This is a genomic window from Mesorhizobium sp. M0830 (assembly GCF_040319965.1).
Taxonomy (GTDB): Bacteria; Pseudomonadota; Alphaproteobacteria; order Rhizobiales; family Rhizobiaceae; genus Mesorhizobium.
The window spans coordinates 74,472-89,306 of record NZ_JAMYOR010000003.1; the positions used below are offsets into that span (position 1 = coordinate 74,472).

General features: G+C 63.3%; 12 protein-coding genes. 6 read left to right on the forward strand and 6 right to left on the reverse strand.

The window, feature by feature from the left end:
* Positions 1-220: 220 nt before the first annotated feature.
* The 3 genes from thiP (at position 221) to NKI20_RS03055 (ending at position 4,336) form a co-directional block, all read left to right on the forward strand.
* Positions 221-1,840, forward strand: a complete 1,620-nt coding sequence (gene thiP, locus NKI20_RS03045) for a thiamine/thiamine pyrophosphate ABC transporter permease (protein WP_352828202.1) — start codon at positions 221-223, stop codon at positions 1,838-1,840.
* Complete coding sequence (gene thiQ, locus NKI20_RS03050) at positions 1,833-2,609, forward strand: thiamine ABC transporter ATP-binding protein (RefSeq protein WP_352605749.1); 777 nt, start codon at positions 1,833-1,835, stop codon at positions 2,607-2,609. The genes thiP and thiQ overlap by 8 nt, the downstream gene beginning before the upstream one ends.
* A 257-nt stretch (positions 2,610-2,866) precedes the next feature.
* Entirely contained in the window at positions 2,867-4,336 is a 1,470-nt protein-coding gene (locus tag NKI20_RS03055; protein WP_352605751.1) for a M48 family metalloprotease, read from the forward strand.
* Between the two features lie 40 nt (positions 4,337-4,376).
* Here NKI20_RS03055 and NKI20_RS03060 read toward each other — a convergent pair whose 3' ends face one another.
* Positions 4,377-5,240: an RNA polymerase factor sigma-32 gene (locus NKI20_RS03060; RefSeq protein ID WP_023762875.1), complete on the reverse strand. Its 864-nt coding sequence runs from the start codon at positions 5,238-5,240 to the stop codon at positions 4,377-4,379.
* A 327-nt stretch (positions 5,241-5,567) separates the two neighbouring features.
* Here NKI20_RS03060 and NKI20_RS03065 point away from each other — a divergent pair, with 327 nt between their 5' ends.
* From NKI20_RS03065 to NKI20_RS03075, 3 genes are all read left to right on the forward strand, one after another.
* Entirely contained in the window at positions 5,568-6,341 is a 774-nt protein-coding gene (locus NKI20_RS03065; RefSeq protein ID WP_023762876.1) for an amino acid ABC transporter substrate-binding protein, read from the forward strand.
* A 138-nt stretch (positions 6,342-6,479) separates the two neighbouring features.
* Positions 6,480-7,160, forward strand: a complete 681-nt coding sequence (locus NKI20_RS03070) for an amino acid ABC transporter permease (protein WP_031261363.1) — start codon at positions 6,480-6,482, stop codon at positions 7,158-7,160.
* Positions 7,157-7,936: an amino acid ABC transporter ATP-binding protein gene (locus NKI20_RS03075; RefSeq protein ID WP_023762878.1), complete on the forward strand. Its 780-nt coding sequence runs from the start codon at positions 7,157-7,159 to the stop codon at positions 7,934-7,936. Before NKI20_RS03070 ends, NKI20_RS03075 begins: the two co-directional genes overlap by 4 nt.
* Before the next feature lie 66 nt (positions 7,937-8,002).
* Here the strand turns inward: NKI20_RS03075 and NKI20_RS03080 are convergent, their stop codons facing one another.
* From NKI20_RS03080 to phbB, 5 genes are all read right to left on the reverse strand, one after another.
* The gene (locus tag NKI20_RS03080) at positions 8,003-8,584 is read right to left on the reverse strand and encodes a CarD family transcriptional regulator (RefSeq protein WP_013529179.1); all 582 of its coding nucleotides are present in this window, start codon (positions 8,582-8,584) and stop codon (positions 8,003-8,005) included.
* A 365-nt stretch (positions 8,585-8,949) separates the two neighbouring features.
* Positions 8,950-9,288: a ferredoxin FdxA gene (gene fdxA, locus NKI20_RS03085; RefSeq protein ID WP_023762879.1), complete on the reverse strand. Its 339-nt coding sequence runs from the start codon at positions 9,286-9,288 to the stop codon at positions 8,950-8,952.
* Positions 9,289-9,522: 234 nt separating this feature from the next.
* A complete protein-coding gene (locus NKI20_RS03090) occupies positions 9,523-9,909 on the reverse strand; it encodes an RNA-binding S4 domain-containing protein (protein WP_023762880.1) in 387 nt (128 codons plus the stop codon).
* Positions 9,910-9,924: 15 nt separating this feature from the next.
* Positions 9,925-13,359 carry a helicase-related protein gene (locus tag NKI20_RS03095; protein ID WP_352828209.1) on the reverse strand — a complete coding sequence of 1,145 codons (3,435 nt, stop codon included), beginning with the start codon at positions 13,357-13,359 and terminating at the stop codon, positions 9,925-9,927.
* Between the two features lie 708 nt (positions 13,360-14,067).
* Positions 14,068-14,793 (reverse strand): acetoacetyl-CoA reductase, encoded by a 726-nt coding sequence (gene phbB / locus NKI20_RS03100; protein ID WP_352828212.1) that lies wholly within the window; start codon positions 14,791-14,793, stop codon positions 14,068-14,070.
* Between the last annotated feature and the right edge of the window lie 42 nt (positions 14,794-14,835).

The following is a 14,835-nucleotide window of genomic DNA, read 5'->3' on the forward strand; positions in this document are numbered from 1 at the left end:
ATGTTTGTGCCAAGCCACCCCCCTCTGGCCTACCGGCCATCTCCCCCTCAAGGGGGGAGATCAGCTGCTTTGCTGGCGGCTCGTCCCCGGCAACGTTGGAGGTTGGCGAAGGCATGGGTAACGGCTAATCTCCCCCCTAGAGGGGGAGATGTCCGGCAGGACAGAGGGGGGCGCGACGGAACGCAATCCTCGCTAAGAGTCGCGAGTCAGGTGGCCCAGCGTGCAACGCGCGTCTGACCCCCGCATCACCGCTGGCACCCTCGCGCTAGCTGCAATAGCGCTGCTGATCGGCGGCGCATTTGCCGGCCTGCTTTTCGAAGGCGCCCATGATTTCTCGGGCGCCTGGGCAGCCTTCGATGCCTATCTCCTGCGCGTCGTGCGCTTCACGCTCTGGCAAGCGGTATTGTCGACGCTGCTCTCCGTCGTGCCTGCACTGTTCGTCGCACGCGCTATGTCGCGGCACCCACGCTTCTTCGGCCGCGCCTTCATCCTGCAACTGTTCGCCGTACCGTTGGCGCTGCCGGCCATCGTCGCGGCCCTCGGCATCCTGGCGCTTTATGGCCGCGCCGGCTATTTCGCCGGCGTTCTCACGGTGATCGGCGGCGGAAGCTGGCCGGGCATCTATGGCCTGTCCGGCATTCTCGTCGCCCATGTGTTCTTCAACCTGCCGCTGGCGACGAGGCTGTTCCTCGAGGCGCTGCAGACCATTCCATCCGACCACTGGCGGCTGGCGAGCCAACTCGGCATGGCAGCACGGCCGGCGTTCCGGCTGATCGAATGGCCAACGCTGCGTGCGGCATTGCCGGGTGTCGCCGGGCTTGTCTTCATGCTCTGCATCACATCCTTCACGATCGTGCTGACGCTCGGCGGCGGGCCGGCCGCGACGACCCTGGAGGTCGGCATCTACCAGGCGCTGCGCTTCGATTTCGATCCCGCGCGGGCGGTGACGCTGACGCTGCTGCAGATCGCCTTGACCTTTATCATGGTGCTGGCCCTGACGCGGCTTGGCGCCAATGTGGTTGGCGACACCAACCTGCCAGTTGCCCAACGCCGCTATCTCTCCGTCAATAGGAGCGAGAGCTGGCTGAACGCCATGCTCATTGCCTTGGCGCTGCTGTTCGTCGTCGGGCCGATGGCAGCGACGGTGACGGCCGGGTTGAGTGCCGACCTCGGCCGGCTGGCCGGTGAGGCCACTGTCCGACAGGCTGCTCTGACCAGTGCGGTGCTGGCCTTGCTGTCTGCACTGCTCTCGGTGATGCTGTCGCTGGCGCTGACCATGGCACGGCGGGCACTGGCGTTGAAACGCCGGGCTGGCCCCCGGACAATGCTTGAGCATGTCACGGATACAGGCGCCGGCTTTGTCCTGGTCGTGCCGCCGATCGTCATCGGCGCCGGCTGGTTCCTTTTGCTGCGCCATGTCGGCGACGTCTTCGCCATCGCCCCGGTCATGGTCGTCACCGTCAACGCGGTGATGGCGATGCCGTTCGCCCTGCGCGCCGTCCGTCCCGCCTACGATGCGGCCAGCGAGCGTCACGAACGGCTCTGCGCACAGCTCGGCATTGCGGGCTGGAACCGGTTGGTGCTGGTCGACTGGCCGTCGCTTCGGCGGCCGCTCGCCACCGCCTTCGCTTTCGCCATGGCCCTTTCGCTCGGCGACCTCGGCGTCATTGCCTTGTTCGGCAGTGATTCCGTGCAGACATTGCCCTACCTTCTCCTGGCGCGCATGGGCAGCTACCGCACCGCGGATGCCGCCGGCCTGGCACTGCTGCTCGGCCTCGTCTGCCTCGCGCTGATCGTGGCGGCGCACTGGCTGGGAAGGGAGAGGGTCCGGGATGCTTGATGGAGAGGCCAGCGGGCTTAAAAAAGGCGCGCCTGTGCGGCTGGACAGGGTGTCGTTCAGCTACGGCGAGATGCCGCTCGTCTTCGACGTCGAGTTCGCCAAGTCGAAGATCACCGCCATCATGGGGCCGAGCGGGTCGGGCAAGTCGACCCTGCTCAATCTGGTCGCCGGCTTCGAGGCCCCACAGTCGGGCCGCGTGCTGATCGGCGGCGCCGACGTCAGCGCCGACCCGGCCTCTGCGCGGCCGGTATCGATGGTGTTCCAGGAGAACAATCTCTTCGCCCATCTTTCCGTCGAGCAGAATGTCGGGCTCGGCCGCTCGCCAGCCTTGCGGCTGACCGAGGCGGACCGCGCCGCGATCGCCGAGGCACTTGTACGCACCGGTCTCGGGGGCAAGGAAAAACGCCTGCCACGCGAACTTTCGGGTGGGGAACGCCAGCGCGTCGCATTGGCCCGCGTTCTGGTGCGCGACCGGCCGGTGCTGCTGCTCGATGAACCCTTCGCGTCGCTCGGGCCCGCTTTGCGCGACGATATGCTGGATCTGGTCGCCGCCGTTCATGCCGAGCGTGGCATGACGGTGCTGTTTGTCACCCACCAGCCTGAAGACGCTCGCCGTATCGGCGAGCACGTGGTGTTTCTCGACAATGGGATGGTCGCGGCAATCGGCAAGGCAGATGATTTCTTCATCGGGGCTGGTCCCGAAGTGTTCCGGCGCTATATCGGCGGGAGTGGCGGTGTATCACGAGATATTGCCCGGAAGCGGACATAATTTACGGTCAAACCGGCTCCAGGCGATGTGGCGCTTGCTTGCCATGACTGGAGGAGTGTGGCTAGGTCCGCCCTACTGGTCCGGCACAGGACGTGATTTGCCTGCAGCATCCGCCGCCCGCCCGAGGGACGTGCAACGGATGCTGCAGCAGTTTAAGATAGCGCATGACGTGTTCCGAAGATCGCCCCCGGTTTTCGTGGTTATGCGCCGGGACCCGAAAGGAAACCGTTCTGGCGATCGGCGTTGATAGACTACGAATGAATCCGCTGGCGCGTTTTCTTGCGCTGGCCGGTTTTGCCGTGGCGCTGGCGAGCTGCCAGATGTTCATGCCGCCGGAAGTACAGGAGTCCGGCTTCCAGCCTTCCGACAAGCCGATCACGGTCGACAACGTTGGCGCCAACAACAAGCTCGCCGAACTGGCCAAGGCGCAGCACCCGCGCATCCTGGCGACTTATGGCGGCGAATATTCCGACCCCAAGCTCGAGCGCATGGTCGCCAAGGTGGTCGGCAATCTGACGGTGGTGTCTGCCAACCCGACGCAGACCTATCGCATCACCATCCTGAATTCGCCCAACGTCAACGCGTTCGCGCTGCCGGGCGGCTATCTCTACATCACCCGGGGCCTGCTGGCGCTGGCCAATGATTCGGCTGAGCTTGCCGCTGTCATCGCCCATGAAATGGGCCACGTCACCGCCAATCACGGCCTGCAGCGCCAGCAGCTGGAGGCCGAGGAGGGCCTGGCGACGAAAGTGGTTTCCGATGTGCTGGGCGACAGCCCGACCGCCAAGGCGGCGCTGATCCGCGGCAAGCTGCGGCTGGCGCAATTCTCGCGCAACCAAGAACTGGAAGCCGACGCCATCGGCATCAAATCGATCGGCGAAGCCGGCTATGATCCTTTCGCCGCCGGCCGCTTCCTGCAGTCGATGTCGGCCTATACGGACTTCCGTTCGATCAGCGGCGCCACCGATGCCAGCCTCGACTTCCTGGCCACGCACCCCAACACGCCGCAGCGCATCGATCTGGCGCAGCGCCATGCCCGCCAGTTCGGCGCGCCGGGCGTCGGCTCGCGCGACCGCGATTCCTTCCTCGCCGGCATAGACGGCCTGCTGTATGGCGACACGCCTGAAGAAGGCTATGTGCGCGGCGAAACCTTCCTGCATCCGGGCCTCGGCGTGTCCTTCTCGGTGCCGCAGGGTTTCATCATCGACAATTCGGCGGCCGCGGTGACGGCAACCGGTCCCGGCGATATGGCGATCCGCTTCGACGGCGTCTCGATCGACAAGAACCGCGCGCTGACCGATTATATCCGCAGCGGCTGGGTGGCCGGTCTCGACGACAGCAGCGTTAGGCAGGAGACGATCAACGGCAACGAGGCGGCGACGGCGCATGCCGGCGCTGAAGGCTGGCAGTTCGACATTGCCGTGATCCGTGCCGGCGGCCAGGTCTATCGGCTGTTGACTGCGGCACCTTCGGCCAGCACCTCGCTGGATGCGGTCGCGCGTTCGGTCAGTGGATCGTTCCGTATCCTGAGTGCTGCCGAAAAGGCCGCGTTGAAGCCACTGCATATCCGCGTCGTCACCGTCCAGCCGGGGCAGACGATGGGTTCGCTTTCGGCTCAGATGGTTGGCGTCGATCGCAAGCTCGACCTGTTCCGCGTGCTCAATGCTCTGTCGCCGGGCGCCGCGGTTTCCGCCGGCGACAAGGTCAAGATCGTCACCGACAAATAAGCGCTCGCTGCAAATTCATTTGCTGAACGTCTGTTACGGATCAGGCGGCAGTCGCCATGAACTCCGGGTTCTGCTTCACCAACGCCACCTTGAGCTTTTCCATGGCGCGGGCCTCGATCTGGCGGACACGTTCCTTGGAAATGCCGAGCGTCTCGCCGAGCGCTTCGAGTGTCGCGCCCTCGTCATTCAGCCGGCGCTCCTCGATGATCCTCAACTCCCGTGCGTTGAGCGCGCGCAGCGCCTCCCTCAGCCATAGCGAGCGGCGCGCGACATCGATCTTGTCTCCGACGATCTCGTCGGGTAGCGGATCGTCGGAGACCAGGAAGTCCATGCGCTCGGTCGAACCCGCATCATCGGCAACCGGCATGTTTAGCGAGGAATCGGGTGCCGACAGGCGCGAATCCATCATCGCCACATCGGCTTCGGAGACGCCGAGTGTCTCCGACACTTCGCGGTATAGGGTCGCGTTCGACAGCGGCTCGGCGCCATTCGCCAGCCGTGCGCGCAGGCGGCGCAAGTTGAAGAACAGCGCCTTTTGGGCCGAACTGGTGCCGCCGCGCACAATCGACCAGTTGCGCAGGATGTAGTCCTGCATCGAGGCGCGGATCCACCACGTCGCGTAGGTCGAAAACCGCACCTCGCGCTCCGGCTCGAAGCGGGCTGCGGCTTCAAGCAGGCCGACGTGGCCCTCCTGGATCAGATCGCCGAGCGGCAGGCCGTAGTGGCGGAATTTCGAGGCCATGGAAATGACCAGCCGCATATGGGCGACGGTGATGCTGTGCAATGCGTTCTGGTCATTGTCCTCTTTCCAGAGCAATGCCAGCCGATGCTCTTCATCACGTTCGAGGTAGGGAGCCTTCATTGCCGCGCGGACCATGATCCGTCCTGCCGTGTCTTCCATCATGAGGCGCTCCCTGGCTCAGGCGATGCGGATGACTTTGCAAACTTGGCTGGCGCCCGGTTGAAATAGCGGCGTCGTGCCCTAGAACTGCCAGAACGTGCGGTACGCCGGAAAGGTTCCCTGGTTGTTGCCGGGCGGATCAGGTTGCTTGAACGATGTCTGCAGGACCGGTGACGGCCTCGATTGCCGCCAAGAAACGCCATTTGGAGAATCCAATTTCAGAAACGTGTGATTTACGAAATCCGGTTCCTTATTTTCTCACCTCGCATCTGGCAGTTTCCAGCGCTCACACAATGCCGGATATCCGGCCAAGGACGGGATCACAGAAAAATGAAATGGCTGAAGTCGCTCATTATCGCCGGAACGCTGCAGGCTCTGGCTGTCACCGCAGGCAATGCCGGCGCCAATCTCGACCAGATCAAGCAGGCCGGGGTCATCAAGGTCGGCACGGAAGGCACCTATGCGCCATTCACCTATCATGACACTTCCGGCGCCCTGGTCGGCTTCGATGTCGAAATCGCCAAGGCGATCGCCGACAAGCTCGGCGTCAAGGCCGAGTTCCTTGAAGGCAAGTGGGACGGGCTGATCGCCGGCCTCGACGCCAATCGCTATGACGCCGTCATCAATGAAGTCGGCATCACCGATGCCCGCAAGGCCAAGTACGCCTTCTCCGATCCCTACATCGCCTCCAAAGCAGTGCTGATCGTGCGCGGCGACAACACCGACATCAAGACGTTCGCCGATCTCAAGGGCAAGAAGTCGGCGCAGTCGCTGACCTCGAATTTCGGCAAGCTGGCCGAGGCGAACGGCGCCGAATTGGTCGGCACCGATGGCTTCGACCAGTCGATCCAGCTGCTTTTAACCGGCCGTGCCGACGCCACCATCAATGACAGCCTGTCGTTCCTCGACTTCAAGAAGCACAAGCCCGACGCCAATGTGAAGATTGCCGCGCAAGAAGAAAACGCTGACTATTCCGGCGTCATCGTGCGCAAGGGCGATCCGGAACTTGTTGCGGCGATCAACAAGGCGCTGGCCGACATCAAGGCCGATGGCACCTACCAGAAGATCGCCGACACCTATTTCGGCCAGGACGTTTCGAAGTAAGCTGATGAGGTGGGCCCGGTCTCCGGCCCACGAGACATATGAAGCGGCGAGCCGTCTTTGACCGGCCGCCGCTTTTGTCGTGATATGTCTGACGCATTCACGCCTTGATGAGCCGCCTCGACCATTGGAGAATCTTACGTGCCGCACTGGCTGCAACTGATGCTGGAGTCACTGCCTTCGCTGTTGTGGGCGGCGCTGATCTTCACCGTGCCGCTGACGCTGTTGTCCTTCGCTCTCGGCTTGACGGTCGGCCTGGGTGCTGCGCTCGCCCGGCTGTTCGGACCGAAGCCCCTGGTCGCGCTGGTGCGCTTCTACGTCTGGATTTTTCGCGGCACGCCGCTCCTGGTTCAGCTGTTCCTGATCTTCTACGGCCTGCCGTCGGTCGGCATTCTGCTCGATGCCTTCACCGCGGCGTTGATCGGCTTCACGCTCAACATAGGCGCCTACACGTCGGAGATCATCCGCGCTGCGATAGGCTCGGTGCCGAAGGGCCAGTGGGAGGCCGGCTATTCGATCGGCATGACCTGGAGCCAGGCGATGCGGCGCACCATCCTGCCGCAGGCCGGCCGGGTCGCGGTGCCGCCGCTCTCCAACACTTTCATCTCGCTGGTCAAGGACACGTCGCTGGCGGCCGCGATCACCGTGCCGGAAATGTTCCAGGCGGCGCAGCGCATCGTCGCCACCACCTATGAGCCGCTTATCCTCTATGTCGAGGCGGCGATGCTCTATCTGGCGATGAGTTCGGTGCTGTCGGCCTTGCAGACGCGACTGGAAACCCGGCTCAACCGCTATGGCGGCTTCCTGGAGGCGCGCTCATGATCGGCCTCACCAACATCGAGAAACGCTTCGGCGACAACCTTGTGCTGAAGGGCGTGACGGTCACCATTGCCGAAGGCAGCGTTACAGCGCTGGTCGGGCCTTCAGGCGGCGGCAAAAGCACCTTGCTGCGCTGCGTCAACCTTCTGGAGATCCCGACTTCGGGCACGGTGCGCATCGGTGACGAGGCGCTGGAATTCCAACCCGGCGTCAGGGTTCCGGCCAGGGATATCCAGCGCCTGCGGCTGCAGACCGGCATGGTGTTCCAGAACTTCCAGCTGTTTCCGCATCGCACCGCGATCGAAAACGTCATGGAAGGGCTGGTGACGGTGCTGAAATGGCCGCCGGAGAGGGCACGCGAGCGGGCGCTCGCCCTGCTGGAAAAAGTTGGGATGGTGCACAAGGCGGACGCTTGGCCGGCGACGCTGTCGGGCGGCCAACAGCAGCGTGTGGCGATCGCGCGTGCCTTGGCGCCGTCGCCGAAAGTTCTGCTCTGCGACGAGCCGACCTCGGCGCTTGACCCGGAACTGGCGCAAGAGGTGGTAGACGTGCTCGGCAAGCTCGCCAGCGAAGGCACGACCATGGTGATGGCGACGCATGATCTGCGCCTCGCCTCCAAGATCGCCCAGGAAGTGGTGTTTCTCGATGCCGGCGTCATCGTCGAGAAAGGGCCGGCCGCGCTGCTGTTCGGCAATCCCGAGAAGCAACGGACGAAGCGGTTTATTGCGACGCTGAAGCAGGAGGCGGAGAGGGAAAGTGGCGGCGACGGATCGCTGTAGCTTCATCGTCAAAAAGCAAAAAACCCGGCGCAAGGCCGGGTTTTTCATGAACTCAAAGGCAAAAGCTCAGGCAGCTTCTTCCTGCTCGGCTTCCTCATTATCAGCCTTGGCACCCCGCTTAGGCCCCTTGTTGAGGTTGACCTCGATCAGGCGCACGGCTTCGGTTTCCGACATGCGATTGACGGCCGCGATCTCGCGGGCCATGCGGTCGAGCGCTGCCTCATAGAGTTGGCGTTCGGAATAGGACTGCTCTGGCTGGTTGTCGGCGCGGTAGAGGTCGCGCACAACTTCCGAGATCGAGATCAGGTCGCCGGAATTGATCTTCGCATCATATTCCTGGGCGCGGCGCGACCACATGGTGCGCTTGACCCGGGCGCGACCCTGCACGACCTTCAGCGCGCGCTCGACATAGTCCTCTTCCGACAGCTTGCGCATGCCGATGGAGGTCGCCTTGGCGACCGGCACCTTCAGGCGCATCTTGTCCTTCGAGAAGTCGATGACGAATAGTTCCAGCTTATGTCCAGCAACTTCCTGCTCGTCGATCGACACGATCTGGCCGACGCCGTGCGCCGGGTAGACGATGTACTCGCCGGTCTTAAAACCGTGACGCGCAGCGGTGGACTTTTTCTGCGGGGTGATCGTAGCCATTACGCCCTGAACTCCTTGTTGTGGTACCGGCGTCCTGCCGGCCCGAACTCGCGCGATCGGGGGAGCCGATCGTTTGCCGCACAACAGATGACCCACCGGAAAAGCCGGACCGGCAAACGCAATATTGCGACCGCCTGGCCCAGATCGCTCTGGTCCGGAATGGGATTTTCACCTTTCAGTGATTTGGGGCGTCTGCGCCATAAATCGACGTGTGTCACCGGCATATTTGGCTCATGTAACACAAAAAGTCGGAAGAATCAAGGTTTTGCTGCATAAGCGAACGCCACAGGTCAACGCCGCCTGTCAAGGCGGTTAATGTGACGTGCCCCTTACCCCGCGTAATTCAGGCCTTTGCGGCCGTGTTGTCAATCGCCTTCGCCGGGCTCGGGCGAGAAGTATTTCTCGAACTTGCCGGCCTCGCCGTCGAAGGATTTGGCGTCGGCCGGTGGCTCCTTCTTGGCGGTGATGTTGGGCCATTTATCGGCGTATTCGGTGTTGATCTGCAGCCATTTGTCGAGCCCCGGCTCGGTGTCGGGCTTGATCGCGTCGGCCGGGCATTCCGGCTCGCAAACGCCGCAGTCGATGCACTCGTCGGGATGGATGACGAGCATGTTCTCGCCTTCGTAGAAACAGTCGACCGGACAGACCTCGATGCAGTCCATATATTTGCATTTGATGCAATTGTCGGTCACGACATAGGTCATCGGTCGGCTCCGGTACGTCCCATTTTTGTTGGGCTTTTTCCGTCAGGTAACGCCTTTATCGGCCGCTTGCAAGGGTAGCGATTGCGGGTGGTGCCGGTGTTTCGGGAATGAATATCAGACGACAGGCCCGGCGGCAGTCAGCCATGTCCCGCGAAACGTCTTGATTGCCGGGTTCAGTTTTGCCTCAGGCGTGTCGTTGTCCCATTCCCGCTGCGTGTTCCTGGATGTCAGGCATCAGTCTTCGCCGAGCAAGCGGTCGGTCTGGCGGCGTTCCTTCTTGGTCGGGCGGCCGCTACCGGCCTCGCGCAGCCCCGGAATTGCATCAGGAGGGGCTTCGCCCTTCGGCGCGGGCGGTGGCGAGATATCTTCGTACAGCGTGCGGGCCTCCTCGGCCGGGCCACGTCGAACACCGGCGCCAAGCACCTTCCAGACGAAGATGCGCCGCTCGAGCGTGATGGTCAGCACGTCGCCAGGCTTGACCAGATCGGAGGCCTGCGCTGCTTTGTCGCGATTGATGCGCACGCGGCCGGCGACCACCAGTTTCGCTGCCAGCGAGCGTGATTTCACGGCGCGCGAGAAGAATAGCCATTTGTCGATGCGCTGGCGGCCTTCGACGACCATCGAGGCGAGCCAGGTCTACTTCTTCAGCTGGTCGCGCAGAGCGGCGAGCTTGGCAAACGGCGAGTCAGGATCGAAGCGCACCGGGCGTTCCTCGCGCGGCTTCGGCTGGAAAGCCGGCTTGCTGCCTTGCGCACCCTTGCCGTCCGGCCTGCCGCCCTTCCAGTCGGGCCGGCCATCGCGTCGGTCCGACCGCTCGCCTTGCGGGCGGCCATCACGCCGCTGTTCGCCTTGCGGGCGGCCGTCACGCCGCTGTTCGCCTTCGGCCTGAGGCTTGGGCTTGAACTTCGAACGGTCGAAGCGCGGCTTGCCGGCGCCTTCGCGCCGTCCTTCATGGGCCGGACGATCGCCAGGTGGAACTGCGGCTGGGGCGCCGGCAGCATCCACAGGCGCATCGCTTCGGCCGCGCCCTTGCCCGTTGCGCGGGCGATTGTTCCTGCGGCTGTCGTCGCGGTTGCGCGGGCGCTGTTCGAAGCGACCCTGGCGCCACAACAGTATGGGCTTTGGCGCTTCGGCTTCTGGGGCGGGTTCGCTGCTGGCGGCCGCTTCAGCCGCCGCTGCAGGTTCGCTTGGCGCGGCGTCCGTTGCGGGCGCGGCATCTGGCGTCAGCTCGGCCGGTGCGGTTTCAATCTCGGCTGCCTGTGGTTCAACCGGCGCAGGTTCGGCGGCCTCTGCAACAATCTCGGCTACCGGCGCTTCGTCCTGCACGGTTTCGACTGGAGTGTCCGCCTGTTCCGCCACATCGGGCACAGTAGGTTCTGCGGCGGTGTCTGCGATGATTTCGGCAGGACTTTCGGCCGGCGTTTCCGAAGCGGCCACTGCGTCCGATGCCGGCTCCGAACCTTCGATCGCTGCCTCCGCGGCCGCGTCGGTTGCCGCGGCTTCTGCCGCCTTGGCCTGTTCGGCACGTGCCGCCGCTTCCGCCGCCAGCTTGGCAGCGGCAGCTTCGCGCGCGGCATTGTCCTGTGCTTCGAGCAGTGCCTTGACCTCGACGGCCGGTTTAGGCTCGGCGCGGTAGCCCAGGCCTTTCAGGATTTCTTCCATGTCGTCGGCGGTGGCGCCGAGGATCGACATCATGGGCGGCGTCACCATGAAGGACTGGCCGTCATAGGCGCCGTCCGGGCGTTGCCCGAGACCCGGCTTCCAGTTGGTCGCCGGGCGGATCAGGTCGGCCAGCCGTTCCAGGATGTCGATGCGCACGGCGCGGCGGCCGAGATTGCGGTAGCCGGCCAACTTGTAGAAGGTCTTGTCGAAGGCAGGATCGATGACCACCGATGTGCGGCCGGAAGCGAGCGCGTGAACCACGTCGCCAAAGCCGGGCTTGTCCTTGCCGTCGTTCTTCAACGCCCAGAGAAGCGTCACCAGTCCGGCGGGCGCCGGCTTGATCAGCGCCGGCACGAAGACATGGTAGGCGCCGAAGCGCACGCCAAGCCGGCGAAGGGCGGCGCGACCTTCCTGGTCGAGCGACTTCATCTCCTCGGCGATGTCGCGGCGGTTGATGAGACCGAAATTCTCGACCAGCTGGAAGGCGATGCCACGGCCGATGCCGGAAATCTGGTCGGCATTCTTAAGGTCGACCAGCGGCTTCAGCAGCGATTCGATCTGGAAATTGACGAACCGCTCGGCACGCGCGGCGACCTTGTCGCGTGCCGGGCCAGTCAGCTGTTCGTCGGCCAACAGCACCAGGCGCGGCTTCAGCGCGTCTTCGCCCGAAACCAGCGTGCCGATCGGCGCGCCGATCCAGCGCAGCGTGCCGTCCGAGCCAAGCGCGATGTCGCCATTGGCTGAAGCGCCGAAGCGCTCGGCGCGCGCCTCGAACTCGGCGGCCAGCGCCTTCTGGGCGGCGGTGCGCACGGCCTTGGCGTCTTCGCCGCCGACGGTCTGGTCGGCGGTGAAGCGGAACCCTTGCAACTCGCCGACATGGTGGCCTTCGACAAGGACGGTTCCGGTAGGACTAATTTCGGCTTCAGGCATGGTATTTTCTCTAAGGCGCCGCATGAGGACGGAAGTCCTGCGGTCTACGAAGCGTTTCGTCAACCGCTCATGCAGCGCATCCGACAATCTGTCTTCGATTTCGCGCGTCTTTTCCTGCCAGTGTGCCTGATCGGCCAGCCAACCGGGCCGGTTCGACACGAATGTCCAGGTGCGGATCTGGGCAATGCGATGCGACAACGTGTCGATGTCGCCCTCGGTGGTGTCGGCGCGGCGCACCTGCTCGGCCATGTAATTCTCGTCGACATGGCCATGCCGTGCAAGGTCCGTGTAGATCGAAGCAATGAGGTCTGCATGCTGGGCCGGCGCGATCCTGCGGTAATCGGGCAGCGCGCAGGCCTCCCACAGCAGCGCCACGCGTTTGGCATTGCTGGCAAGAGCGCGGATGTCTTCGTCGCGCGACAGATATTCAAGCGCCTGCGCGTCGACTGCAGGCAGCGCACGCGTCAGTCCTTCGACCGGGGCATTGGTTTCGATCGAGCGCTTCAGCGCATCGAGGCTGGCGAAGTCGAAACGCGCGGTTCGCCATTGCAGCACCTTCACCGGATCGAAATCATGGCCTTCGATCTTCTTGATCAGTTCCTCGTCCAGCGGGTCGACCTGGCCGGTGACGCCAAAGGTGCCGTCGCGCAGATGCCGACCGGCGCGGCCGGCGATCTGGCCAAGCTCGGCCGCCATCAGGTTGCGATACTGATAACCATCGAACTTCCGGTTCTGGGCGAAAGCGACGTGATCGAGATCGAGGTTGAGGCCCATGCCGATGGCGTCGGTGGCAATGAGATAGTCGACATCGCCCGACTGGAACAGCGCCACCTGGGCGTTGCGGGTGCGTGGGCTGAGCGCGCCGAGCACGACTGCGGCACCGCCTTGCTGCCGGCGGATCAGTTCGGCGATGGCGTAGACCTCGTCGGCGGAGAAGGCGACGATCGCCGTGCGCCGCGGCAGACGGGTCAGTTTCTTGGAGCCGGCATAGGCAAGATGCGACAGCCTCGGCCGCGTCACCACAGAGACGCCTCTCAGCAGGCGCTGCAAAATGCCGTGCATGGTGGCGGCACCGAGCAGCAACGTTTCCTGACGGCCGCGCAGATGCAGGATGCGGTCGGTGAAGATGTGGCCGCGTTCGAGGTCGCCGGCAAGCTGCACCTCGTCGATGGCGACAAAGGCGGCATCGGTCTCGCGCGGCATGGCCTCAACGGTGCAGACCGAATATTTCGCGCCCGCCGGCTGGATCTTTTCCTCGCCGGTGATCAGCGCGACCTTGTGGGCGCCAACCTTTTCGCAGACGCGGGCATAGACCTCGCGCGCCAGCAGCCTGAGCGGGAGGCCGATGATACCACTCTCGTGTGCCACCATGCGCTCGATGGCGAGATGGGTCTTGCCGGTGTTGGTGGGCCCAAGTACGGCAGTCACGTCGCGACCCGAAAGGATCAGTGGCTCAGTGTGTTTCGGCTGGATGTTCATTGATCCGGAAATAAGGCTTCTGGCCTCTGGTTGTCGGGAGCGTGCCTCAACTGGCGCGTATGACAGGGGACACATAGGGATTTCGGGCGAGAAGCGAAAGCGGAATGTTCCGCCGGCGGCTAGAAGGGGTCTTTGTCAAGCTCTCAATCGGCTGCGGATTAACGGATAGAACGAGTCTGGAACGAATCGGCGACGAATCAGTGACTCCTGCAGATTCAGCTTTTGTTCACGGCTATATGTGGGTTTTGCGACCACTGAACGCACCACATGCTGAATCCCGGAACTGGCCCGTTTCATGCTAGGAGGGCTATGACGTTAACCTTTGCCCATGAGCGATCATGAAGGCTTGGCGTTCCTCGCCCAACGGCATGAAATTATTGATCTTTCCTAATCAACGTTAAGGATTGGGCTGGCGATTCAGGTCGCCATCGTTAACTTTCCGGTCAAAGCCAGAACGAATCGGAGACGAATCGGCGATGGCATGATTTTCCTGGTTTGTTCACCCCAATACCTAGTGTTGTAGACAGGTTTTCCACCAATTATCCACAGGCTTGGGAACAGGTTTCGCACACGGCAGCGGCCGGCCGTTAACCTTTGCGTGCCGGATTGGGTCAGCGACCGACGAGGACATCTCGAAAAGATCAGGCTGGCAACGAAAAACGGGCCGGCGTACCGGCCCGTCGATCTATCGCCTACATCGCCGCGTCGTCAGACGAAATACTGGCCGCCATTGGCTGTGATGGTCGAGCCGGTGATGAAGCCGGCATCTTCGGAAGCCAGGAAAACGACGCAGCGCGCGATCTCCTCGGGCTCGCCGAGGCGGCCGACGGGGATTTGCGGGATGATGCGCTCGTTGAGCACCTTCTCGTCGATCGCCTTGACCATCTCGGTGGCGATGTAGCCGGGGCAGATGACATTGACGGTGATGCCCGCGCGCGCCCCCTCTTGAGCCAGAGCTTTGCTGAAACCGATGTCGCCGGCCTTGGCGGCGGAATAGTTGACCTGGCCGGCCTGGCCCTTCTGGCCGTTGATCGAGGAGATGGTGATGACACGGCCGAACTTGCGGTCGCGCATGCCGCTCCACAGCGGATGCGTCATGTTGAAGACGCCCGACAAATTGGTGTCGATGACCTCTTTCCACTGCTCGCGCGTGATCTTGTGGAACATGGCGTCACGGGTGATGCCGGCATTGTTGACCAGCACCGAGACGGGGCCGAGATCGGCCTCGACTTGGCTGATGCCGGCGGCGCAGGCGTCATAGTCGGCGACCGACCATTTGTAGACCGGAATGCCGGTCTCGGCCTTGAATTTCGCCGCCGCTTCGTCATTGCCGGCATAGTTGGCGGCAACCGAATAGCCGGCGTTCTTCAATGTGATCGAGATCGCCGCGCCGATGCCGCGCGATCCGCCCGTGACGATTGCTACCTTGGTCATGAAGTTCCTCCTCCCTAGAGTTTTTCGTGAATGGTCAATAGT